The 22,252-nt window shown below is 63.4% G+C and carries 24 protein-coding genes (1 of these 24 only partly in view); 15 read left to right on the forward strand and 9 right to left on the reverse strand.

All coding sequences use genetic code 11. The features are described 5' to 3' along the window. Positions 1-37: 37 nt before the first annotated feature. Together C2U40_RS23430 and C2U40_RS23435 are read right to left on the reverse strand one after the other, a co-directional pair. Positions 38-325, reverse strand: a complete 288-nt coding sequence (locus C2U40_RS23430) for a PTS sugar transporter subunit IIB (RefSeq protein ID WP_016349013.1) — start codon at positions 323-325, stop codon at positions 38-40. A 32-nt stretch (positions 326-357) separates the two neighbouring features. Then, positions 358-801 (reverse strand): PTS sugar transporter subunit IIA, encoded by a 444-nt coding sequence (locus tag C2U40_RS23435; RefSeq protein WP_005307534.1) that lies wholly within the window; start codon positions 799-801, stop codon positions 358-360. A 252-nt stretch (positions 802-1,053) separates the two neighbouring features. Here C2U40_RS23435 and C2U40_RS23440 point away from each other — a divergent pair, with 252 nt between their 5' ends. The 4 genes from C2U40_RS23440 to C2U40_RS23455 all read left to right on the forward strand — a co-directional run bounded on the left by C2U40_RS23440 (position 1,054) and on the right by C2U40_RS23455 (position 3,754). Beyond that, positions 1,054-2,076: a LacI family DNA-binding transcriptional regulator gene (locus tag C2U40_RS23440; RefSeq protein WP_024946139.1), complete on the forward strand. Its 1,023-nt coding sequence runs from the start codon at positions 1,054-1,056 to the stop codon at positions 2,074-2,076. Between the two features lie 29 nt (positions 2,077-2,105). Continuing rightward, positions 2,106-3,086, forward strand: coding sequence for an acrylyl-CoA reductase (NADPH) (gene acuI, locus C2U40_RS23445; protein WP_103850993.1), 981 nt, complete (start codon positions 2,106-2,108; stop codon positions 3,084-3,086). Between the two features lie 74 nt (positions 3,087-3,160). Continuing rightward, positions 3,161-3,283, forward strand: coding sequence for a hypothetical protein (locus C2U40_RS26860; protein WP_016349017.1), 123 nt, complete (start codon positions 3,161-3,163; stop codon positions 3,281-3,283). Positions 3,284-3,412: 129 nt separating this feature from the next. Further along, positions 3,413-3,754 (forward strand): DUF2799 domain-containing protein, encoded by a 342-nt coding sequence (locus tag C2U40_RS23455; RefSeq protein ID WP_103828642.1) that lies wholly within the window; start codon positions 3,413-3,415, stop codon positions 3,752-3,754. A gap of 13 nt (positions 3,755-3,767) precedes the next feature. Here the strand turns inward: C2U40_RS23455 and C2U40_RS23460 are convergent, their stop codons facing one another. Both C2U40_RS23460 and C2U40_RS23465 read right to left on the reverse strand, forming a co-directional pair. Next, positions 3,768-3,938: a hypothetical protein gene (locus C2U40_RS23460; RefSeq protein WP_005307551.1), complete on the reverse strand. Its 171-nt coding sequence runs from the start codon at positions 3,936-3,938 to the stop codon at positions 3,768-3,770. Positions 3,939-4,043: 105 nt separating this feature from the next. Next, a complete protein-coding gene (locus C2U40_RS23465; RefSeq protein WP_011704197.1) occupies positions 4,044-4,478 on the reverse strand; it encodes a flagellar basal body-associated FliL family protein in 435 nt (144 codons plus the stop codon). A gap of 145 nt (positions 4,479-4,623) precedes the next feature. On the opposite strand from C2U40_RS23465, the gene C2U40_RS23470 reads away from it, so the two are divergent. Further along, complete coding sequence (locus C2U40_RS23470; RefSeq protein WP_103828643.1) at positions 4,624-5,160, forward strand: chorismate--pyruvate lyase family protein; 537 nt, start codon at positions 4,624-4,626, stop codon at positions 5,158-5,160. Then, positions 5,157-6,020 carry a 4-hydroxybenzoate octaprenyltransferase gene (ubiA, locus tag C2U40_RS23475; RefSeq protein WP_011704199.1) on the forward strand — a complete coding sequence of 288 codons (864 nt, stop codon included), beginning with the start codon at positions 5,157-5,159 and terminating at the stop codon, positions 6,018-6,020. The genes C2U40_RS23470 and ubiA overlap by 4 nt, the downstream gene beginning before the upstream one ends. Before the next feature lie 65 nt (positions 6,021-6,085). Here the strand turns inward: ubiA and plsB are convergent, their stop codons facing one another. Then, positions 6,086-8,509: a glycerol-3-phosphate 1-O-acyltransferase PlsB gene (gene plsB / locus C2U40_RS23480; protein WP_011704200.1), complete on the reverse strand. Its 2,424-nt coding sequence runs from the start codon at positions 8,507-8,509 to the stop codon at positions 6,086-6,088. Positions 8,510-8,713: 204 nt separating this feature from the next. Here plsB and lexA point away from each other — a divergent pair, with 204 nt between their 5' ends. The 4 genes from lexA (at position 8,714) to dinF (ending at position 12,319) form a co-directional block, all read left to right on the forward strand. Next, a complete protein-coding gene (gene lexA / locus C2U40_RS23485; RefSeq protein WP_011704201.1) occupies positions 8,714-9,337 on the forward strand; it encodes a transcriptional repressor LexA in 624 nt (207 codons plus the stop codon). 438 nt (positions 9,338-9,775) lie between these two features. Then, positions 9,776-10,063 (forward strand): hypothetical protein, encoded by a 288-nt coding sequence (locus C2U40_RS23495; RefSeq protein WP_011704202.1) that lies wholly within the window; start codon positions 9,776-9,778, stop codon positions 10,061-10,063. A gap of 221 nt (positions 10,064-10,284) precedes the next feature. Then, positions 10,285-10,911, forward strand: coding sequence for an SCO family protein (locus tag C2U40_RS23505; RefSeq protein ID WP_181014908.1), 627 nt, complete (start codon positions 10,285-10,287; stop codon positions 10,909-10,911). Between the two features lie 22 nt (positions 10,912-10,933). Continuing rightward, positions 10,934-12,319 (forward strand): MATE family efflux transporter DinF, encoded by a 1,386-nt coding sequence (gene dinF, locus C2U40_RS23510; RefSeq protein ID WP_103828647.1) that lies wholly within the window; start codon positions 10,934-10,936, stop codon positions 12,317-12,319. Between the two features lie 28 nt (positions 12,320-12,347). Here the strand turns inward: dinF and trmL are convergent, their stop codons facing one another. From trmL to C2U40_RS23525, 3 genes are all read right to left on the reverse strand, one after another. Then, positions 12,348-12,818, reverse strand: a complete 471-nt coding sequence (trmL, locus tag C2U40_RS23515) for a tRNA (uridine(34)/cytosine(34)/5-carboxymethylaminomethyluridine(34)-2'-O)-methyltransferase TrmL (RefSeq protein WP_181014909.1) — start codon at positions 12,816-12,818, stop codon at positions 12,348-12,350. A gap of 68 nt (positions 12,819-12,886) precedes the next feature. Further along, positions 12,887-14,242, reverse strand: coding sequence for an ATP-binding protein (locus C2U40_RS23520; RefSeq protein ID WP_060389796.1), 1,356 nt, complete (start codon positions 14,240-14,242; stop codon positions 12,887-12,889). Beyond that, positions 14,239-14,934, reverse strand: a complete 696-nt coding sequence (locus C2U40_RS23525; RefSeq protein WP_016349025.1) for a response regulator — start codon at positions 14,932-14,934, stop codon at positions 14,239-14,241. Before C2U40_RS23525 ends, C2U40_RS23520 begins: the two co-directional genes overlap by 4 nt. 86 nt (positions 14,935-15,020) lie before the next feature. On the opposite strand from C2U40_RS23525, the gene fieF reads away from it, so the two are divergent. The 4 genes from fieF (at position 15,021) to C2U40_RS26610 (ending at position 18,478) form a co-directional block, all read left to right on the forward strand. Next, positions 15,021-15,932, forward strand: coding sequence for a cation efflux pump FieF (gene fieF / locus C2U40_RS23530; RefSeq protein WP_016349026.1), 912 nt, complete (start codon positions 15,021-15,023; stop codon positions 15,930-15,932). An 8-nt stretch (positions 15,933-15,940) separates the two neighbouring features. Further along, positions 15,941-16,720, forward strand: a complete 780-nt coding sequence (gene cysE, locus C2U40_RS23535) for a serine O-acetyltransferase (RefSeq protein WP_011704210.1) — start codon at positions 15,941-15,943, stop codon at positions 16,718-16,720. A 21-nt stretch (positions 16,721-16,741) separates the two neighbouring features. Further along, on the forward strand, positions 16,742-18,022 hold the full coding sequence (locus C2U40_RS23540) for a hypothetical protein (protein WP_103828649.1): 1,281 nt from the start codon (positions 16,742-16,744) through the stop codon (positions 18,020-18,022). A gap of 246 nt (positions 18,023-18,268) precedes the next feature. Next, a complete protein-coding gene (locus C2U40_RS26610) occupies positions 18,269-18,478 on the forward strand; it encodes a cell division protein ZapB (protein ID WP_016349028.1) in 210 nt (69 codons plus the stop codon). Between the two features lie 72 nt (positions 18,479-18,550). On the opposite strand, the gene elbB is transcribed toward C2U40_RS26610, so the two are convergent. Beyond that, a complete protein-coding gene (gene elbB / locus C2U40_RS23550; RefSeq protein WP_024946128.1) occupies positions 18,551-19,201 on the reverse strand; it encodes an isoprenoid biosynthesis glyoxalase ElbB in 651 nt (216 codons plus the stop codon). Positions 19,202-19,601: 400 nt separating this feature from the next. Here elbB and polA point away from each other — a divergent pair, with 400 nt between their 5' ends. Further along, positions 19,602-22,252 carry the 5' portion of a DNA polymerase I gene (gene polA / locus C2U40_RS23560; protein ID WP_103828650.1) on the forward strand. It continues 103 nt past the right edge of the window, so only the first 2,651 of its 2,754 coding nucleotides appear in the window; its start codon is at positions 19,602-19,604; the stop codon falls past the right edge of the window.

Here is a 22,252-nt window from a genome sequence, read left to right on the forward strand (position 1 = left end):
CGGCGGCTCACCGGCCGCCCAGACAGTCGCAAAAGGGTTAGAGTGCGCCCAGCTCGCGCAGGGCGATGGCGAGTTTTTCTTTCATGGCGGCCTTGTCGACCATGTTGTCCAGCGATACCAGCCGGCCGTCGACCCCCATGCTGACCAGCTGTTCGGCGATGTCGCGGGTGGCGACAAAGATCTCGGCGCTCTCACTGCCAGCGGAGGCGAGATCCCGGTGATCCACCTCGGCCGTCACGGCCAGCTCCTTGAGAATGCTCTTGATGCTCATCTCCATCATCAGGCTGGTACCCAGGCCGTGTCCGCATACAACCAGAATCTTCATGTTCTCTTCCTCTGTCGGGCGCAGGGCGCCACTCAATAACGCGCCAGGATGCGCAGGATGTCGTCTTTGCTGGTGGCCGCCATGATGGCCGCCACGTCTTCTTCATTCATGAACAGTTCGGCCAGCTGGGCGATGGTCTCCACGTGGGAGTTGCTGTCGCTGGCGGCCAGGGTGACCAGCAGCCGGACCGGGTCGTTGCCCTCGGAACCGAAGTTGACCCCCTCCTTCAGCACGGTCAGCGCCAGTCCCAGCCGGTTGACGCCGTCTTCCGGGCGGGCGTGGGGCATGGCGAGGCCGGGGCCCAGCACGTAGTAGGGGCCGAGCTCCTCGTGGGAGCGATACAGCGCCGCCACATAGGAGGGCTCTATGGTGCCGTTGGCCAGCAGGGGGGCGGTGGCCAGCTCGATGGCGTGACGCCAGTCGCGGGCGCCCGCTTCGATGGAAATGACCTCCTCGGTCAGCAATTGGGTCAGCATGGCAATGTCCGGGCTGGATAAGATGGCGCCAATCTAGCGATCTTGCCGGCTGATAACTGTGAGCCTGATCGCGAAAGTTAGCGCTACCAGATAGCGCTAACATCGATCTGTGATAGCGCTATCATTTCTCCCATAGAAGGGATTCATCTTGCCCCTTCTCTGGCTCAAAGGAGGTAAAATCCGGTTTGAGCAAATAGTCAGTGCCCCGCTTTTGCCTTAAAGTGAGCACCCGTATGCCGAGGAAGGGAAAGGATGTCAGAAGCGAAGAAACGCCGTAGCACGGGTCGGGTGACCCTCAACGATGTGGCCCAGCTGGCCGGCGTGGGGGCCATGACGGTGTCGCGTGCCCTGCGCACCCCCGAGCTGGTGTCCGACAAGATGCGCGAGCGCATCGAGGCGGCGGTGGACGAACTCGGCTATATCCCCAATCGGGCGGCGGGGGCGCTGGCGTCCGCCACTTCCCAGACCATAGTGGTGATCGTGCCCAGCCTGACCGAGTGCGGTTGCGGCGAGGTGATCGCCGGGCTGCAGCAGACGCTGCGGGGCGAGGGCTACCAGATCATGCTGGGGGATGCCCAGCACCTCAAGCAGCAGGAAGAGAGCCTGCTGACCAGCTTTCTGCAGCACAATCCGGCGGCCGTGGTGCTGTTTGGCAGCGATCCCGGCGAGACCATCCGCCAGCGGCTGCAGGCGGCTCGCCTGCCGGTGGTGGAGGTGGGGGCGATGGCGCGCAGCCCCATCGACATGAACGTCGGGGTCTCCAACTTCGATGCCGGCTACCAGCTGACCCGCCACCTGATCGAGCGCGGCTACCGCAATATCGGTTTTCTCTGTGCCCGCCAGGAGCAGTGGATGCTGCAGCAGCGCATGCAGGGCTGGCAGAAGGCGCTGCTGGACAACTACCTCTCCCCCGACGCCATCATCAACACCTCGGAGCGGCCCAGCTTCAGCACGGGGGCGGCCATGCTGGGGGAGTTCCTGCTGCGCTGGCCCGAACTGGATGCGCTGGTCTGCGTCAACGACGAGCTGGCGGCCGGGGTGCTGTTCGAATGCCAGCGTCGCCACCTGAACGTGCCGGGCAAACTCGCCATCGCCGGTTTCGACGATCTGGACGTGGCGCGGGCCTGCTATCCGGCACTCACCTCGGTCCGCATCCCCTATCAGCGGATGGGGCAGGAGGCCGCCGATCTCATCTTGCGTCAGCTGGCCGGTGAACCCGTCATGGGCTCGGCGCTGACCCTCGATTTCCAGCTGCAGAAGCGGCAAAGCAGCTGACCCCTTTCACACTCATCAAAGAGGCAACCATGTTCAAGGCTCTGTTACTGGAAAACCAAGACGGCAAGACGGTGCCGACCCTGACCCGGCTGGACGAGAGCCAGCTGCCGGCCGGCGAGGTGCGGGTGGCGGTGAGCTACAGCTCCCTCAACTACAAAGACGGGCTGGCCATCACCGGCAAGGGCAAGATAGTGCGCCAGTGGCCGCTGGTGCCCGGCATCGACTTCGCCGGTACCGTGCTCGAGTCTGCCGACGAGCGTTATCAGCCGGGCGACAAGGTAGTGTTGACCGGCTGGGGCGTGGGGGAAGGGCACTGGGGCGGCATGGCCGAACAGGCACGGGTCAAGGCCGACTGGCTGGTACCGCTGCCGGCCGGGCTGGATGAGCGCCAGGCCATGTGCATCGGTACTGCCGGTCTGACCGCCATGCTCTGCGTGCTGGCGCTGGAAGAGGCGGGAGTGACCCCGCAGAGCGGCGAGATCCTGGTGACCGGCGCCGCCGGCGGGGTTGGCTCCACCGCCGTCGCCTTGCTGGCCGCACTGGGTTATCAGGTGGCGGCCCTGACCGGCCGTCCCGCGGAGCAGGGCGAGCTGCTGACTGCGCTCGGCGCCAGTCGCATCGTGCCGCGCAGCGCGCTGCTGGAGCCCGCCAAGCCGCTGGAGAAGCAGCTGTGGGCCGGGGCGGTCGATACCGTCGGCAGTCAGGTGCTGGCCAAGCTGCTGGCCCAGATGAACTACGGCGGCGCCGTGGCGGCCTGCGGGCTGGCGGGTGGCTTCGATCTGCCCACCAGCGTGATGCCCTTCATCCTGCGCAACGTGCGGTTGCAGGGGGTCGATTCGGTGATGTGCCCGCTGGCGCGCCGCCAACTGGCGTGGCAGCGACTGGCTCTGGATCTGCCCGCCAGCTTCTTTGCGCAGGCGGTCACCGAGATCGGGCTGGAGCAGGTGACGGAGGCCGCCGAAGCCATCACCCAAGGGCAAATCGCGGGGCGCACCCTGGTCAAACTTTGATCCAGCCCTGACTGGCGAGCCCCATTTTTCTGGATAGACTTTGAGTGCGGGTGCACTATCCAAGGAGAATGAGCATGGGTGGACACAAGCCGGATTACGATCTCGATGACGATTGGGAGCCGGAATCCTGGGAAGAAGAGCTGGACGAATGGGAAGACGAGAGCTGGCAGGATGATGACCCTCTCGACGACCAGTAATCCGCGCATTGAATACACAGGCGGGCCTCGGGCCCGCCTGTTTTTTTGGGCGGCTCACAGGAATGGGGAGAGGTGCTTGGAGGGGGCTGCGGCTCTGGCTAGAATGAACTGCCCAAACGACACTCAAGGATGATTATGCGACTCTCGGTGATAGTGTTTGCCGTTCTGCTCGGGGGCTGCGTCTCCCATTCGGACGATCCGTGCGAGAAGGTGTGGAGCGAGGTGGGGGAGGCCGATGGCAAGCTGGGCTTTACTGTCGAGCGGGTCGAGTTTCATCAGGCCCAGTGCGGCGAGAAGGTGGATGCCGAGCTGTGGAAACAGGGGCATCAGAAGGGACTGGCCTGGTATTGCCGGCCGGAGCACCTCTATCTGGCGGGCCGTTCCGGTGGCGAGTATCGCGGGGTCTGTCCCAATGACGTCCAGGCGCGCCGGCTGTTCGAGCAGGGCCGCCAAGGCTGGACCGATCAGTAGCCGGGCTGGCGGCTCAGGCTTCTTTCTCTTTCAACCGCAGCGGCTGACACAGATAGCTCTTGTCGTTGGCGCTGCGGGCACACTTGCCGCAGACGAACTTGGGTTTGCGCACGATTTTGCGCAGGGTCTTGAGATCGGCCGGGATCTCGCTGCGACGCCATTCACACAGGGTCTTGTTGCCCATCTCGACTACCTCGACAACTCGGTGAGCCCTAGTGTAATCAATTTTCATTTCTAAAACAGCGAGCGGGCCCGGATGATCTCGCGGCCCGCTCGTGGTGACGGGAGATTACTGATAGAGGAACTTGGTAAAGATCAGCTCGCGCACCGCCTTCTTGCCGGTTTCCTTCACCAGCAGCTCGTTGGCCCGGGTCTGGCACTCCTTGCGCAGGTCTTCGCGGCTGACCAGAGACTTGATCTGGTCGGCACTCTTGCTGCCCATCAGGCGGATGATGGCGTCACGGATGAGGGGGTCATGCTGCTCCAGCAGCTTGAGGTCGGCCTCGTTCTCGGCCATCAGCTCCACCGTCACCCGGACGTAGCCGAGGGTTTTGCCATCGCTCAGGTAGTTGGTGATGATGTCGGGATCCAGCAGGTGATAGAAGAAACCCGGCTTGGCGGCGGCAGCTTCCCCTTCTGCGGGGGCTTCCCCCCCTTCGGAGGCATAGGCCTGAAGTGCACCGCAGCTTAGCAACAACACCAGCAGAAATTTGAATAGCTTCATAGGGATGGCTCATCAGCAAGAGATACCCCATTTTTGATGCTGCCATCGGGGCCGTCAAGCACGGATGTTCTTACAATTCTCGATTGATTTACGGATAATAAACCGGATTTTAACCTGATAACGGAAATCTCCGGATGGTGAAGCTGTGAAGTCCGAGTTGACTGTTCCCCTTGCCCGGCTCGTGCCCTGGCAGACGCCCGCGCAGTGCGAGCCGCCCGAGGCCTTGCTGCCCTGGTTGCTGGAGGCCGATTCCATGACCCGGCGCCTGCGCCGCCACAATCGCCACTTCTCGGTACAACTGTTCGGCAATCGCAGCGTCGCCCTCGACGCCGACGAGCAGCAGCTGGTGGTCGCCGAGCAGCCCATGGGGCTGTGTCGCGAGGTGATCCTGCACGGCGATCATGGGCCGGCCGTACTGGGCTGGACCCTGTTTGCCGAAGCCGCGCTGCAAGAGAGAGGCTTGCGCGAGCTGGGTGAGCAACCTCTGGGTGAACGTATCTTTGGTGACGAGCCTGCCCGGCGCGATCATCTGCAACTGGCCTGTTTCGAGATTGCGAGCAATCCCTGGTGTCCGGCCGGCATCGTCTGGGGACGTCGTTCCCGTCTGTTTCTGGGGCAATGGCCACTGCTGGTCCATGAACTCTTCTTGCCCTCTCTGTCATGCAACAAGGAGCTGGAGTGAATCTGTTAACCAAGGAGCGGGGACTGGCCTACGTGCAGTTGGCCCGCATCGACAAGCCCATCGGTACCCTGCTGCTGCTGTGGCCGACCCTGTGGGCGCTGTGGCTGGCGGCTGACGGTCTGCCGGATCTCTGGACCCTGCTAGTGTTCGTGGTGGGGGTGTTTCTGATGCGCTCCGCCGGTTGCGTCATCAACGACTATGCGGATCGCAACTTCGATGGTCACGTGAAGCGCACCGCCGGTCGGCCGCTGCCCATGGGCAAGGTCAAGCCGCGGGAGGTGCTGGCGCTGTTTGCGGTGCTGGCGCTCATCTCGTTCGCCCTGGTGCTGACCATGAACCCGCTCACCATCGGCCTGTCGTTCGCGGCCCTGCTGCTGGCGGTCTGCTACCCCTTCATGAAGCGCTACATCCCGATCCCCCAGCTGGTGCTCGGCATGGCCTTCTCCTGGTCGATTCCCATGGCCTATGCGGCCCAGGCCAATGCCTTGCCGGCGGTGGCCTGGCTGGTGTTTCTCGCCAACCTGCTGTGGACCATCGCCTATGACACCCAGTACGCCATGGTGGACCGGGACGACGACCTCAAGCTCGGTCTCAAGTCGAGCGCCATCCTGTTCGGCCGCCACGACAAGCGGATCATCGGCGCGCTGCAGTTGCTGACCCTGCTGATCCTGCTGCTGGTGGGACAGCTGAGCGAGCTGGGCTCCAGCTACTACTGGTCGCTGCTGGCGGCGGCGGCGCTGTTCGTCTATCAGCAGCGGCTGATCCGCGAGCGGCAGCGGGAGGCCTGCTTCCAGGCGTTTCTCAACAACAACTACGTGGGGGCGCTGATCTTTGCCGGGGTAGTGATCAACTACCTGTGAGTCAGCTCCTGTCATGAAAAAAGGCCGCATGTTGCGGCCTTTTTTATGGTGTCGTGCGAGCGGGGTCAGAGCCGGTTGCCGGCCTGAATGGTGCGGCGGATCTTGGTGCTCAGCAGCGGCACTATGTTGTCGGCCAGCGCCTGGAAGCGGCCCAGATCCGGCTTGCAGCCCGGGTCGAGGTAGCCTTCGCTGCGCAGGGTGTGGATCAGGGTGCTGAACAGCTTCTGGTCGAAGAACTCGGGGGCGTTGATGCCGTGCAGGGTGCCGAGGCGTTCTGCCATCATCAGGCCGTCCGCCTCCAGCTGCTCGGCCTCGATGCGGGGCTGGGCCAGCACCCGGGTCAGCACGATGGCGTAGCGCTGCAGGGTCTCCTGGATGCTCTCGGCCAAGAGCAGCAGGCGGGTCTGGTTGACCGGATTGACCCAGAAGCCGCCGTCGCGGGCCTCAATCAGCTGCTGGCGCTGCAGTTCTGCCAGCAGGGCGTCGACCAGCTCCGGCAGCTCGTCTTCTTCATAGCGCAGGAACAGTTCGGTCTTGAGCAGCGGGTAGATGTCGATGCAGCGGGCAACGATCTCGCTGCGGGAGATCCCCTCGCAGCGCTCGATCAGGGCCGCCACCAGGGAGGGCATGGCGAACAGATGGAGGATGTTGTTGCGGTAGTAGGTCAGCAGGATCGCCTGATAGCGGTCCAGGCTGACGATCTGGCCCAGCTTGTCCTCGCTCACCTCGAACTTGTTGAGCTCCATCGCCTGATCCAGCAGGGTCTTGGCATCCTCGTCCGGGATGGTGCTGTGCGGGCTGTAGGGCACCTGCTTGAGCAGATCCAGATAGGTGTTGAGCTGGGCCTGCAGTTCGTCGCGGGTCAGCGCATGGCGCTCGGCGGCCAGCAGCGCCAGCGCGCTCAGGGTCAGGCCGTTGACGGCGGCAGCCCCGTTGATGCGGGTCATCAGCAGCTCGGCCAGCTGGTTGACGGTGGGCGCCATCCACTCGGGACGCTCCTCCTCGCCGATGTGCTCCTTCCAGCTGGGCACGTGCTCGTTGAGGTAATTGTTGAGGGTCAGCGGCTCACCGAAGTTGACGAAGCCGCGGCCGTAGTTGCGCAGCTTGCGCAGGATGCCGAGCACCTGCAGGAAGCTCTCCTTCTCCTTGCGGCTGCCCTTGAGCTCGTTGTGGTAGGTATTCACCTCCATCACGTGCTCGTAGCCCAGATAGACGGGCACCAGAGTTACCGGTCTGTCCAGCCCGCGCATCATGGCCTGCAGGGTCATCGCCAGCATGCCGGTCTTGGGCGGCAGCAGGCGGCCGGTACGCGAACGCCCGCCTTCGGTGAAGAACTCAACCGAATAACCCTTGGCAAACAGCAGGTTGAGGTACTCCCGGAATACCGTGCTGTAGAGCGGGTTGCCCTTGAAGGTGCGACGAATGAAGAAGGCGCCGCCGTGGCGGAAGATCGGGCCCGCCGGCCAGAAGTTGAGGTTGATGCCCGCCGCGATATGGGGCGGCACCATGCCCTGGTGGTAGATGACGTAGGAGAGCAGCAGATAGTCCATGTGGCTGCGATGGCAGGGCACATAGACGATCTCGTGCCCTTCCTGGGCCAGCTGGCGCACCTTCTCGGCCCCGTTGACCGAGAGGCCGCGGTAGAGCTTGTTCCACAGCCAGCCGAGGAAGCTCTCGCCGAGCCGGATCAGCCGGTAGGAGAAGTCGGAGGCGATCTCGTCCATATAGCCGTGGGCCCGTTTCTGGGCTTTCTCTAGGCTGATCCCCTCGCGCTGGGCCTCTTCCTCGATGGCCTGCTGAATGACGTTCGAATCGAGCAGTTGTTTGAACAGCAGGTTGCGGTTGGGCAGCTTGGGGCCGGTAGCGGCCAGCTGCTGGCGGCTGAAGTGGGTACGGGCGACCCGCGCCAGCTTGTGGGCGATGGCTTCGTCGGTGCCGTGCTTGTCCGCCATGTGACGCAGGGAAAGCGGCGGGGAGAAGCGCACCAGGTTCTCGCGCCCTTTGAGGATCACGATCAACGCCTTCTTGAGGCGGTTTGGCGCCAGGCTGCTGATGATGTTCCAGCCGGAGGCCTCCTCGCCTTCCCGGCCGGGGGCACGGCCCCAGAACAGGGTGACGGGCACTACCTGGATATCCAGCGCCGGATCCTGCTTGTGCAGATCCAGCAGCTGGTGGAACTCCTGCAGGAAGGGCAGCGGCTTGCTGCGCTTGCCAAACAGGGGAGGCGGACGGTCCAGACAGACATAACGGGGCAGCAACTGGCCGTTCAGCTCCAGCGGGGTGAAGGGGCCGGGCAGGCCGAGATCCTCGCAGCACTGTTGCAGGGTCATCAGGTCGGTGATCGAGCTGGTCTTCAGGGCGTAGACGATGGGTCTGGCCGGATCCAGCTTGAGCTCGGTGATGGGATTTTCCGGCAGGCTCTTGTGATTGACCAAGCCGCTGACCGGCCATTGCAAGATGGCTCTGGAAATGTTCTGTCCAAGGGACATGTGCGTCTGCTCTCCAAAAAAATGCGGCGTGAGCATAGCAAATCACCGACTGCTTGTCGCCGAGAGGTACGATGAGTCGGCTGCGCGGGATCAAATCTGCAGCAAATGAGCGCCGGGTCGCGACAAATGTCAGCTGCGCCTTGCCTTGGCCACTGCACTGTATATACTGCCAGTGTGCTGTATAAAAAGACAGGTGCCCATGCTATGAAACCCCTTACTCCCCGCCAGGCCGAAGTGCTGGAGTTGATCAAGGCGAACATGAACGAAACCGGCATGCCGCCGACTCGCGCCGAGATAGCCCAGAAGCTTGGTTTCAAGTCGGCCAATGCGGCCGAGGAACATCTGAAGGCCCTGGCCAAAAAGGGGGTCATCGAGATCATGCCGGGCACGTCCCGCGGCATCCGCCTGTTGCTCGAAGAGGAGGAGCCGCTGGAAGAGAGCGGTCTGCCGCTGATTGGCAAGGTAGCCGCCGGCGAGCCCATCCTGGCGCAGGAACATATCGAGAGCCACTACCAGGTGGATCCGGCCCTGTTCCACCCGCGGGCAGACTTCCTGCTGCGGGTGCAGGGTATGAGCATGAAGAACATCGGCATTCTGGATGGCGACCTGCTGGCGGTGCACAAGACCCAGGAGGTGCGCAACGGCCAGGTGGTGGTGGCACGGCTCGACGAGGATGTCACCGTCAAGCGCTTCCAGCGCAAGGGCAGCCAGGTGTGGCTGCTGCCGGAGAACGAAGAGCTCTCCCCCATCGAGGTGGATCTCTCCTGCCAGCAGCTCACCATCGAGGGGCTGGCAGTCGGCGTCATTCGCAACGCCGACTGGATGTAATCCTTGCCACGAAACGGCCTCCTGCGGAGGCCGTTTCGTTTCTGTACTCCTTTCCCCATGATTTCAATCAGATCCTGATACCCGCCACTTTTGTCTGCTGGCGGCGACCGCAGGCGATTCATTTCAGATATATCATTTGGTAGGGCGGACTCGTTGGCTTGAGTCGCCCCCGCTGCTCGCCATGACACGCGTTATCCAGATCGCTGATAGCAGGAACCCGGAGGGCAGCCGGAAAAAACAACAGCCTCGAGCGGTGTGCAGCGCACACCTGGCAAAGAGGCGCTTGCGGGATAGAAGGGAGAGTGGTCAGCAGGGCGCCGGCAGTCGGCACCGCAGCGGCACACTCGCGCAGTCGACACGCGGCAGTCATCGACTCATTCACCCCGGCGGTGATGGGCGGTGCCGGTTGGCGTGACCTGTTGATCGAGGAGGACAGGTATGGCTTCAAGCTCGCCATGGGATCCGGGTCTGGCATCGCCCGTTTCTTCCATCACCCGTTTCATCAAGGGTAACCGGATGACCCGTTTCTATGCCCTCTGGGTACACCACAAGGGCGCCTGCTGGACCATCTGGCTGGGGTGCCCCAAGGACAAGATTGTCCGGCTGGTGCGCCTGTTTCACAGCCATCATGACGGCGGGCTGGCCGACGCCCCCTGGACTGCACCCGTTATCCCACTGCGGGCCCAGTCCAGACGCCCGCATGAGCGGCGTCGACAGCAGCCCTGAGCATCACTGCTTCTTGTGCAGCCCCACCTCATGGTGGGGCTGCTGTTTTGGGCGGGTTCGGGCCGGCATCACCGGCCCTTGAGTCATCTTCTGACGGAAGTTGGCCAGCGAACGGGCATCCGGTACAAGGGGGTGACTGGTGCGGGGCCGGCTGGGTTACAATGGCTCTTCCATTCGGGCCCGGTTGGCGGGTATGTCGAAGTGAAAGGGTCTGTTCTCTTATGGTTAAACCGCGTTACCCCTTGCTGTTTCTGCTGCTGGTCGGGGGCATGATGGCCGGATTTTACTGGAACCAGCCCTCCCTGCCCGAGCATGCCGACTACTACCCGGCGGGGCGGGACATCAATCCGTTCGCCTTCACCGATCAGGATGGGCAGCCGTTCGTCCCCGCCAGCCTGACCGGCCACTGGACCTTTCTGTTCGTCGGCTACACCTTCTGCCCCGACATCTGCCCGACCACCCTGGCGGATCTGCGTTCCGTCTATCCCGAGCTGAAAAAGATCGCCCCGAGCAGCCAGGTGGTGTTCATTTCGGCGGATCCGCAGCGGGACGACGTGGCCCGCCTCAAGACCTATACCGCCTTCTTCAATCCGGAGTTCAAGGCGGCGACCGGCCCCCACGACAAGCTGTTCCCGTTCGTGCGCAATCTGGGACTCATCTACTCCATTGCCGACCAGGGTGAGAAGGACTACCTGATCGACCACTCCGCCTCCATCGTGCTGATCAATCCGGCCGGCAAGCTGGAGGCCGTGTTTCGCCCCCGTCTGAGCGAGGGTAATGTGCCCAGGGTCGTCATGGCGAGCATGGTGTCGGACTTTGCCAAGATAGTGCGGCTGGACGACGCATGATGAGAAGCGGACTCCCTCCGACATGCTGACCCCCGTCTGGTGGCGGGACGGGCGGCGCCACCGCGCCGTGTTTGCCCTGGCCCTGCCCATGGTGTTTTCCAATGTCACCACTCCGCTGCTGGGGCTGGTGGATACCTGGGTGATCGGTCATCTCGGTCAGGCCTGGTTCCTAGGCGGCGTGTCGGTCGGCGCCACCCTCATCAACCTGCTGTTCTGGCTGCTCGGCTTCCTGCGGATGTCCACTACTGGGCTGACTGCCCAGGCTCATGGCGCCAGCAGCCCGGCCGGCCAGCTCGACACCCTGGCCCGTGCGCTGGGGCTCGCCGTCGGGCTGGGAGTGGTGTTGCTGATGCTGTTGCTGCCGTTGATCCCCACTCTTATCGCCCTCAGCGGTGGCTCCGCCGAGGTGCAGCACTATGCCGCCGAGTATGTCTCGGTGCGGGTCTGGAGCGCCCCGGCGGCGCTCTGCAACCTGGTGATCATGGGCTGGCTGCTGGGCATGCAGGATGCGCGCAGCCCCATGCTGCTGCTGATCTTCACCAATCTGGTCAACATGGGGCTCGATGCCTGGTTCGTGCTGGGACTGGGTTGGCAGGTGAAGGGGGTCGCCGCCGCCTCGTTGCTGGCGGACTACAGCGCGCTCGGGTTGGGGCTCTGGCTGGTGAGCCGTCACCTGCGCCGGCTGGCCGCGTCGGCGTGGCAGGGGGCCTGGCAGCGCTGGCGCCAGTGGCCCGCGCTGCTGCGGCTGCTGGCCCTGAACCGGGACATCTTCATCCGCTCCCTCTGCCTGCAACTCTGTTTCGCCTTCATGACCCTGCAGGGTGCCAGGCTGGGGGATGTGGCGGTGGCGGCCAATGCGGTGCTGCTCAACTTCCTGATGTTGATCTCCTATGGGCTGGACGGCTTCGCCTACGCGGTGGAGGCCATGGTGGGCCGCGCCATCGGGCGGCGGGATCGGCAGGGGCTGCGGGAGGCCATCGTCCTCAATCTCGGCTGGGCGCTGCTGATTGCCCTGACGTTCAGCCTGCTGTTCGCGGTGGGCGGCAGCCGGCTGATCGCGCACATCACCGATCTGCCGGCGGTGATCGCCGCAGCCAACGCGCAGCTGCCCTGGCTCATCGCCATGCCGCTGCTGGCGGTCTGGTGCTTCCTGCTGGACGGGGTCTTCATCGGGGCGACCCGAGCCAGGGAGATGCGCAACAGCATGCTGGTGGCGGCACTGTGCGGCTTCTTCCCGGTCTGGTGGCTCTGTCAGGGTTGGGGCGTGGCGGCCTTGTGGGCCGCGATGGCGGCCCTGATGGCGGGGCGGGGGCTGACGCTGGGCTGGCTTTGCTGGCAGCTGGAGCGCGATGGCCGGCTGCTGCACTCAGCCCACGGGGTGGGAGAGGCGCAGCAGGTCTCCTCCTGATATCAGCGCCTGCCTGGATCTGTCGGGGTTACTCCTGCAGCGAGCCCGCGTAGCCCAGCTGGCGCCAGCTTTCGTAGACGAACACCGCCACCGCATTGGCGAGGTTCATGCTGCGGCTCTGGGGCAGCATGGGGATGCGCAGCCGCTGCTCGAACGGCAGGCTCTCGATGATCTCGATGGGCAGGCCGCGGCTCTCGGGCCCGAACAGCAGGGCATCGCCCACGGCAAACTGCACCGCCGAATGGGCGGTGCGCCCCTTGGTGGTACAGGCTAATACCCGCGTCGGTGCCACCGTCTCCAGAAAGGCCTCGAAGTTCGGCCAGCGTTTCACCTCGGCAAACTCGTGGTAGTCGAGCCCCGCCCGCTTCACCCGCTTGTCATCCCACTCAAACCCCAGCGGCTCTATCAGATGGAGCCGATAGCCGGTGTTGGCGCAGAGGCGGATGATGTTGCCGGTGTTGGGCGGAATTTCCGGTTGGTAGAGCACGATGTCGAGCATGACGGCGTCCTGATGGGGCGAAAAGGGCGCCAGCATACCCAGCGCCCGTACGGATGAAAAGAGTCTGCTCAGCCGATGGGCAGGCGGATGGTGATGGTCAGCCCGGCCGGTTGGTTGCTGCTGGCGCGGATGGTGCCGCCGTGGCGCGCAATGGCCTCGGCGGCGATGGCCAGCCCCAGCCCGGTGCCGCCGGTCTTGGCGTTGCGGGCATCGTCCACCCGAAAGAAGGGCAGGAACAGCTGGGCCTGCTGCGCCACCGGCACGCCGGGACCGTCGTCGCGGATGGTCATCACCCACTCCAGTCCCTCCCGATACCAGTCCACCTTGATGAACTCGCGGGCGTATTTGAGCGCGTTGCGCAGCGGATTCTCCAGTGCCCGGGCCAGCAGATCGGGCCACATCCGCAGCGATTCAGCCGGCAGCGGTGGCAGCCTGAGCTGCTTGCCGCTCTGGTTCGCCTCGAACATGGCGTCGTCCAGAATGGGCTCCAGCAGCTCGGCCAGCGGCATCACCACCGGCGCTTCTACATGCTGCTGTACCCGCGACAGATCGAGCAGGTCACCGATCAGCTTGTCGAGCCGGCCGATCTCCGATTCGATCCGTGCCAGCTCGTTGCTGTCCCCCTGTTTGCGGCGGATCAGCGCCTGCGCCAGCTGGATGCGGGTGAGCGGGCTGCGCAGCTCGTGGGAAATGTCGGAGAGCAGCTGCTTCTGCTTCTGGATCATGTTCTTGAGGGTATCGACCATGTGGCTGACGTGATCCGCCAGTTGGCCGATCTCGTCCCGCCGCCCCAGGTTGGGGATCTGCGCCTCCAGATTGCCCTCCGCCAGCTGGGAGACCGACTGCTGCAACTGCAGGATGGGGCGGGTCAGCCGCCAGGCCAGCAACAGACAGAGCGGGGTGCTGACCAGCATGGCGATGCCGAGGATCTGGATCGGGTGATCCAGGATCTGGATGAACAGGAACAGATAGGAGTTCTCGACGTTGAGGCCGAAGTAGATGTGATAGACCTGGCCGTGATGCGTCATCTGGAAGGGGCCGGCGATGGCCCGCTTGTGTTCGCTGCCCAGCATGGGCTTGGCCGGGTTGTCCGAGTCGAGCATGAAACGGATCACGAACTTGCTCAGGCGGGTGCTGGACTGCATCTGTCCCTTGGCATCGCGCAAATAGATGTTGTCGACCGGCAGCAGGCCGGCGGCATCGATGGCCTGGGCCAGATCAAAATCCTGATTGGGGTCGGCCCCCTTTTGCAGCGCCTTCAGGTTGTTGTTGAGGCGGGTGATCTCGTGGGCCGGCAGCGGAATGATGTTGCGAGGATCCAGGGTCGGCAGGATCACCACGGCGGCCACCACCAGCAACAGCATGAACCAGAACCAGAGGAAGATCTGGGTGGAGAGACCGTTGAAGGTGCGGGCGGTTCTCATGCCTGTTCCAGCCACAGATAGCCCCTGCCGCGCACCGTCTTGAAGCGGGGCTGGCCATCGGTACGCTCAGGCAGCTTCTTGCGCAGGTTGCTCAGGTGCATGTCGATGGCGCGATCGAAGGGCTCGAGCTTCTTGCCGAGCACCAGCTCGGAGAGCTGGCTCTTGCTGACGATCTGGCCCGGGTTGCGCAGCAGGCACTCCAGCAGGCCGAATTCGGTGGCGGTCAGCTCCAGCAGTTCGCCGTGGCAGCTGGCCTGCTGCAGGCCGGGTTGCAGCACCAGATCCATGAAGCGCACCTCTTCCGAACTGCCGCCGCGCTGGGGCTGGGTGCCCTGGGTACGGCGCAGGATGGCGCGCACCCGGGCCAGCAGCTCCCGATCGTCGAACGGCTTGGCGAGGTAGTCGTCAGCCCCGGCCTCGAGCCCGTTGACCCGGTCCTGGCTGTCGCCACGGGCGGTCAGCATCAGCACTGGGGTATCGTGGGTCTTGCGTAGTCGGGCCAGCATGGCGAAGCCGTTGAGCTTGGGCATCATCACGTCCAGCAGCACCAGGTTGAAGTGCTGTTCAGCCAGCCGTTGCAAGCCCTCTTCGCCATCCTCGGCGACGGTCACCTGGAAGCCTTCCAGGGTCAGAATTTCGGTGAGCAACTGGGTCAGCTCGAGATCGTCGTCGACCAGGAGTATTTTGTGCATCTGAAGTCATTCCGCTGATTTTTCGCGCCAATCCGGCGTCGGGGTCAGGGTATAATAGATTTTTAACCGCAAGAGGAAAGCCGGTTTTGAGCCATCAACAATATTCCCGCTGGGTGACGCTGGCCAGCATGGCCGCCGTCACGACCGCCACCCTGCTGATCACCGGCAAGCTGATCGCCTGGCTGATGACCGACTCCTCGAGCCTGCTGGCCTCCCTCACCGACTCCTTCATGGACGTGAGCGCCTCCATCATCAACCTGCTGGCGATCCGTTATGCCTTGTCACCGGCCGATGACGAACACCGCTTCGGCCACGGCAAGGCGGAGTCGCTGGCCGGGCTGATCCAGGCGGCCTTTATCTCCGGTTCCGCCCTGCTGCTGGTGATGCACGGCATCTCCTCCCTGCTCAAGCAGGCGCCGCTGGAGCGGCTCGAGGCGGGACTGTGGGTTAGCGGTGGCTCCATCGTGCTGACCCTGCTGCTGGTCAGTTTCCAGAGCCTGGTGATCCGCAAGACCAACAGCGTGGCCATCAAGGCCGACATGCTGCACTACCGCTCCGACCTGCTGCTCAACGGCGGCGTGCTGCTGGCACTGGTGCTGGCGGGGCAGGGCTGGTACTGGGCCGACGGCCTGTTTGCCATCCTGATTGGGCTGTTCCTGCTGTGGGGGGCGCTGCACATCGGCTATGAATCGGTGCAGGCGCTGCTCGATCGTCAGTTGCCAGCCGAGGAACAAGCGAGAATAATGGCCCTCTGCTGTGACGTCGAAGGTGTACACGGGGTGCATGATCTGCGCACCCGCCAATCCGGTCCGACCCGTTTCGTGCAGTTGCATCTGGAACTGGACGATCAGCTCCCTCTGGTCAAGGCCCATCAGATTGCCGATGAAGCCGAACTGGCGGTTCGTCAGGCGTTCGAGCGCATGGATGTCATCATTCATATGGACCCCATCTCCGTGGTGCACAAGGAACAGCAAGGCACTCCCTCAGAACAACAGTAGGCTGCAACATGGATGATCTGGTTGCCAGAACCTGGCAAAAAATTCAGCAAGAAGCGGCGAGCATGGCGACCGAAGAGCCCATGCTGGCCAGCTTCTTCCACTCCACCATTCTCAATCACAAGAACCTGCGTTCGGCCCTCAGCTTCCAGCTGGCCAACAAGCTCGACAGCGCCACCATGCCCGCTATCGCCCTGCGCGAGGTGATCGAGCTGGCTCTGCGCAGCGAGCCCGAGCTGCTGGCGGTCGTGGCGGCCGACATCTGTGCGGTGCAGGAGCGCGACCCGGCGGTCGATCTCTTCTCCACCCCGCTGCTCTACCTCAAGGGCTTCCATGCCCTGCAGGGCTACCGGGTCGCCAACTGGCTGTGGCGCCAGGGGCGCCGTTCGCTGGCGCTCTACCTGCAGAACCAGATCTCGGTGGTGTTCGGGGTGGACGTGCACCCGGCCGCCCGCATCGGCAAGGGCATCATGTTTGACCATGCCACCGGCATCGTGGTCGGCGAGACGGCGGTGATCGAGGACGATGTCTCCATCCTGCAGAGCGTCACCCTGGGTGGTACCGGCAAGGAGAGCGGCGATCGCCATCCCAAGATCCGGGAAGGGGTGATGATAGGGGCGGGCGCCAAGGTGCTCGGCAACATCGAGGTGGGCATGGGAGCCAAGATCGGCGCCGGCAGCGTGGTGATCAACCCGGTGCCGCCGCACACCACGGTGGCGGGCGTGCCCGCCAAGATCGTGGGTCGTCCGGAGTGCGACAAGCCTTCGCTGGACATGGATCAGTGTCTCTGATCCCCTGACCGAGGTGCATCGATGGCCAAGCGCTGGTCGGGTTATCTGATCCTGGGGATGTGGCTGCTCAATCTGCTGCACCTCTATCTGGGATTCTCCCCCTGGCCGGCGGCCATTGCGGCCTGGGGGGCCTCGCTGCTCACCTGGCCCTGGCTGGTGGGGGCGGCACAGCGCCAGGCGCTGGCCCTGTACGGGGCGGCGCTGGCACTGCTGCTCTTCTCTTGCTGGCGGGGGGCAAGCCTCACCGCTGGTGACTGGTTGCTGCCCAACATCAACATGCTCACCATGTTTGCGGCGGTGAGCACCCTCAATCTCGCCACCTCGGGTCTCTTGACCGGCACCACCTCATGGCAAGGGCGCAAGGGGCTGTGGAGCACCATGGCCAGCCTCAACCTGCTGGGGGCCGTCATCAACCTCTCGGTGCTGTTCATCATCGGCGATCGGCTGGAACGGGGCGGCACCCTTGAGCGGCGTCAGGTGCTGGTGCTGAGCCGGATCTTCTGCGCGGCGGCCTTCTGGTCCCCCTTCTTCGTCGCCATGGCGGTGGCGCTCACCTATGCGCCCGGCTTGCAGCTGTCGCGCATCCTGCCGTTCGGGGTGGTGGCGACCCTGCTGGCGATGGGGCTGACCGCCTGGCAGGTGGAACGGCTGGGGGTGGCGGACTTTGCCGGCTATCCGTTGCGGCTGCAGACTCTGGGATTGCCGGTGGCACTGGCGCTGCTGGTGCTGCTGATCAAGCAGATCTGGCCGGATCTCGGCATCCTGGCGGTGATCGCCCTGGTGGCACCGCTGCTGGCCTTTGCCTTCATGCCGAGCGCGGGGCGCGGCCCGGCCCTCAAGCGGCAGGTGGTGGAACGCTTCCCCGCCATCGGCGGCCAACTGGTGCTGTTTCTGGGGGCTGGCCTGCTGGCCGCCGGCATCAACAGTGCATTGTCGGTGCTCGAGCTGGGTGGCGGTCACGGTTTGCCCTTCTTCCATCACTTCGGCTGGCTGGAGTCTTCGCTCACCTTGTTGCTGATCCTGCTGGTAGCCATCGTCGGGGTGCACCCGCTCATCAGCATCTCAGGATTGGCGCCGCTGTTGTGGCCGCTCTCGCCGGATCCCAGCCTGCTCGGCATGTGCTTCCTGCTGGGTTGGGGGCTGGCCACCGGTACCAGCCCGCTCTCCGGCTCCAACCTGGCGCTGGCCTCCCGCTACAACCTGAGTGCCGGGGCGATTCTGCGCGGCAACCTGCTCTACGGCTTGCTGATGTACGGAGTTGCCTGTCTGCTGCTGGGGGCCTATATCGCCCTGCACGCCTGATGATGCGGGCTTGCGGCAAGGGCGTGCAGGGCGGTTGCGCAGGGGCGGGGTGGCGACTTGTGCGGGGCCGGCCGTGGCCCGGGCGCAGGATGCGAGAAAAATAGACGCATATTTAGGCAATACATCCATGGAAGGCGCATTTTACAGCGCACCGGCTTGTTTGTGCCGATAGGCTCGGGGTATGCTGGCTTCACGCGCTTGAATCGCCCTCTGTGGGGCATCGCAATTGAACATACAGGTATGCATATGTCACTAGAAGTCCTTGAGCAACTCGAATCCAAAGTACAATCCGCCGTCGACAACATCTCCCTGCTGAAGATGGAACTGGACGAGCTGAAAGAGCAGAACAACAAGCTGCAAGACGAGAACCATCAGCTGCGCAACGAGCACGTCGCCTGGCAAGAACGTCTGCGTGCCCTGCTGGGCAAGATGGACCAGATGGGCGAAAGCATCTGAGTCGTCGCCATCCGCGAGAATTGAAAACGGGCCGCTCCATGAGCGGCCCGTTTGTTTGGGTCAGTCTGGCAATCAGAGGGCCAGCAACTGTTTGACGGTCTTCTCGATGCCGTCCGCCGCCTCCACTATGTTGTTGGCCAGCATGTAGGCGGGGGTGGAGATCACCTTGCGCTCCTGATCCACCACGAACTCGTTGACCGGGCAGTTGAGGTGGCTGCCCCCCATTGCCTCGATAGCGTTGGCGGTACCCTCGTCGTGGCCTATGGTGGCCAGGGTGCCGGCGCCATAGATGAGCGGGATCATGGCCGGTGCGATGCAGATGTAGGCGGCCGGCTTGCCGGCCCTGGCGAAGCTCTGGCACGCCTTCAATACATCCGGCTGGATTTGGCACTCGGCCCCCTTGATGGCGAAGTCGCACAGGTTCTTGGCGGCGCCAAAGCCACCCGGCACCAGCAGGGCATCGTAGTCGGCCGCATCCAGCTCGGCCACGTCCCTTATCTGGCCGCGGCAGAGGCGGGCCGCTTCGACTAGCACGTTGCGGCGCTCGCCTTCACTCACTTCCCCGGTCAGGTGGTTGATGACATGGAGCTGTGGAACATTGGGAGCGAAGCACTGGACTGCTGCGCCCTGCCTGGCCAGCGCCAGCAGACTGATGACGGCCTCGTGGATTTCGGCCCCGTCAAAGACGCCACAGCCACTCAAGATCACGGCCACTTTTTTCATGACAGACTCCTCGTTGTTGAAAATGTGAGCCAGAATGGATTGTTGTACTTTTGTATGGTTATCGTTCGTCCTCAGCTGGTCAAGTCATCTTGCTGTGCTAGGATTGTTTCGTTTTGGATCCTGCCGTACTTACTCCCTTAAATTTTTTTCCACATTGATCGAGATCATTCAAGTCGTCTCGCGATCGGTTTTTACATGTGCAACCAATTGTTATTTATTGGTTTTTATATTTTTGTGCACAGTTTTATCACTGTGGTTCATACTGCCCCCCATTTTTGAGCACAGAGTTATCCACAGATTGATGGCCTGTGAGGATCCGCCGACAGGGTCTTTGCCCCTCTTGGTGTGAGGGGGGCCCTGTGGCATCCTAGCGGCTGTTTATCTCTGGCAGGACGATTTCATGGCCCCTAGCAATCCCCTTATTCTGGTCGACGGCTCTTCATATCTTTACCGCGCCTTCTTTGCCTCCCAGCAGGCCGATCTGCGCACCTCGACCGGTTTGCCGAGCGGCGCCGTCCGTGTCATGGCCAACATGATGCGCAGCCTGCGCAAGCAGTACCCCGACTGCCACGTGGCCGTGGTGTTCGATGCCAAGGGCAAGACCTTCCGCGACGACATCTATCCCGAATACAAGGCCAACCGGGCCAGCATGCCGGACGATCTGCGTAGCCAGGTTGCCCCCATCCACCAGATGATCAAGGCGATGGGTTTCCCCTTCCTGATGGTGGAAGGCGTTGAAGCCGACGATGTGATCGGCACTCTGGCCCGTCAGGCGACCGAGAAGCAGCTGCCGGTGCTGATCAGTACCGGTGACAAGGACATGGCGCAGCTGGTCTCCGACCATGTCACCCTGATCGACACCATGAAGGACGTGAAGACCGATCGGGAAGGGGTGATCGAGAAGTTCGGCGTACCGCCCGAGCTCATCATCGACTACCTGGCCCTGATGGGGGACAAGGTGGACAACATTCCCGGCATGACCGGCGTCGGCGAGAAGACCGCGCTGGCCCTGCTGCAGGGGATCGGCAGCATCGACGAGATCGCCGCCAACCTCGACAAGGTGGCTGCGCTCGGTTTCCGCGGCTCCAAGGCGTTCGCCGACAAGTTCCGCGAGCAGGAAGAGCAGGTGCGCCTCTCCTACGTGCTGGCCACCATCAAGACCGACGTGGCGCTTGAACAGAGCCTGGAAGAGCTGCAGCTCGGCCCCATCGACAAGGAGGCTCTGCTGGCGGTCTATCGCGAGTACGAGCTGCGCAACCTGATCAAAGAGTTGGAGTCCGGCGGCGCGGAGGAGAGCGAAGCAGAGGGTGATGATGAAGGCGCCGCCCCGGTAGCCGCCATCGAAACCGACTATCGCTGTATCCTAGACGAGGCCGAATTCGACGAGTGGCTGGCCCGTTTGCAGGCGGCGCCGCTGTTTGCCTTCGATACCGAAACCACCAGTCTCGACTATATGGAAGCGCGCGTCGTTGGCGTCTCCTTTGCCATCGAGCCGGGCAAGGCGGCCTACGTGCCCTTCGGCCACGATTATCTGGGGGCGCCGGTGCAGCTGACCGAGGCCGTGGTGCTCGGCAAGCTCAAACCGCTGCTGGAAGATCCAGCCTGCCTCAAGGTGGGGCAGAACCTCAAGTACGACCGCAACGTACTGCTCAACCACGGCATCGAGCTGCAGGGTATCGCCTACGACACCATGCTCGAGTCCTACGTGCTCAACTCCACCGCCAGCCGCCACGACATGGATTCGCTGGCCCGCAGGTATCTGAACGCCGAGACCATCTCGTTCGAGGATATCGCCGGCAAGGGGGTCAAGCAGCTTACCTTCAACCAGATTGAACTGGAGCAGGCGGCTCCTTACGCGGCGGAAGATGCCGACATCACCCTGCGTCTGCATCAGACGCTGTGGGGCAAGCTCTCTGCCGAGCCGGGTCTCGCCAAGGTGTTCAGCGAGATCGAACTGCCGCTGCTGCCGGTGCTGGCGCGGATGGAGCGACTCGGTACCACCATCGAGCCCAAACTGCTGCACCAGCAGAGCCAGGAGATCGAAGTGCGTCTGGCAGAGTTGGAGAAACAGGCTCACGAGCTGGCCGGGCAGGAGTTCAATCTCTCCTCGCCAAAGCAGCTGGGGGAGATCCTCTTCACCAAGCTGGGGCTGCCGATCATCAAAAAGACCCCCAAAGGCGCCCCATCCACTGCGGAAGAGGTGCTAACCGAGCTGGCGGAGACCTATGAGCTGCCGCAACTGCTGATGGAGCACCGTGGGCTGGCCAAGCTCAAGTCCACCTACACCGACAAGCTGCCGCTGATGATCAAGCCGCAGACCGGGCGGGTGCACACCTCCTATCATCAGGCGGTGGCGGCGACCGGCCGGCTCTCGTCCACCGATCCCAACCTGCAGAACATCCCGGTGCGCAACGAACAGGGGCGCCGCATCCGGCAGGCCTTCATTCCGTGCGCCGGTTACAAGCTGGTGGCGGCGGACTACTCCCAGATCGAACTGCGCATCATGGCGCATCTCTCCGGCGACAAGGGGTTGCTGACCGCCTTCGCCGAGGGCAAGGACATCCACAAGGCGACCGCCGCCGAGGTGTTCGGGGTCGCGCTCGAGGCGGTGACCAGCGACATGCGCCGCAGCGCCAAGGCGATCAACTTTGGCCTCATCTATGGCATGAGTGCCTTCGGTCTGGCCAAGCAACTGGGGATCGGCCGTGCTGAAGCGCAGAAGTACATGGATCTCTACTTCGAGCGCTACCCGGGTGTGCTGGAGTACATGGAGCGTACCCGCCAGCAGGCGGATGCTCAGGGCTATGTTGAAACCCTGTTTGGCCGTCGCCTCTATCTGCCGGATATCAAGTCCCGCAACGCCGGTCTGCGCAAGGCGGCCGAACGGGCCGCCATCAACGCACCCATGCAGGGTACGGCCGCCGACATCATCAAGCGCGCCATGATCAATGTGGATGGCTGGATCCGCGGGATTGAAGACCAGTCGATCCGCATGCTGATGCAGGTACACGATGAACTGGTGTTCGAGATCCGCGAAGAGAAGCTGGAGGA

Origin of the sequence: Aeromonas sp. ASNIH4 (genome assembly GCF_002934425.1) — a bacterium.
GTDB lineage: Bacteria > Pseudomonadota > Gammaproteobacteria > Enterobacterales > Aeromonadaceae > Aeromonas > Aeromonas hydrophila.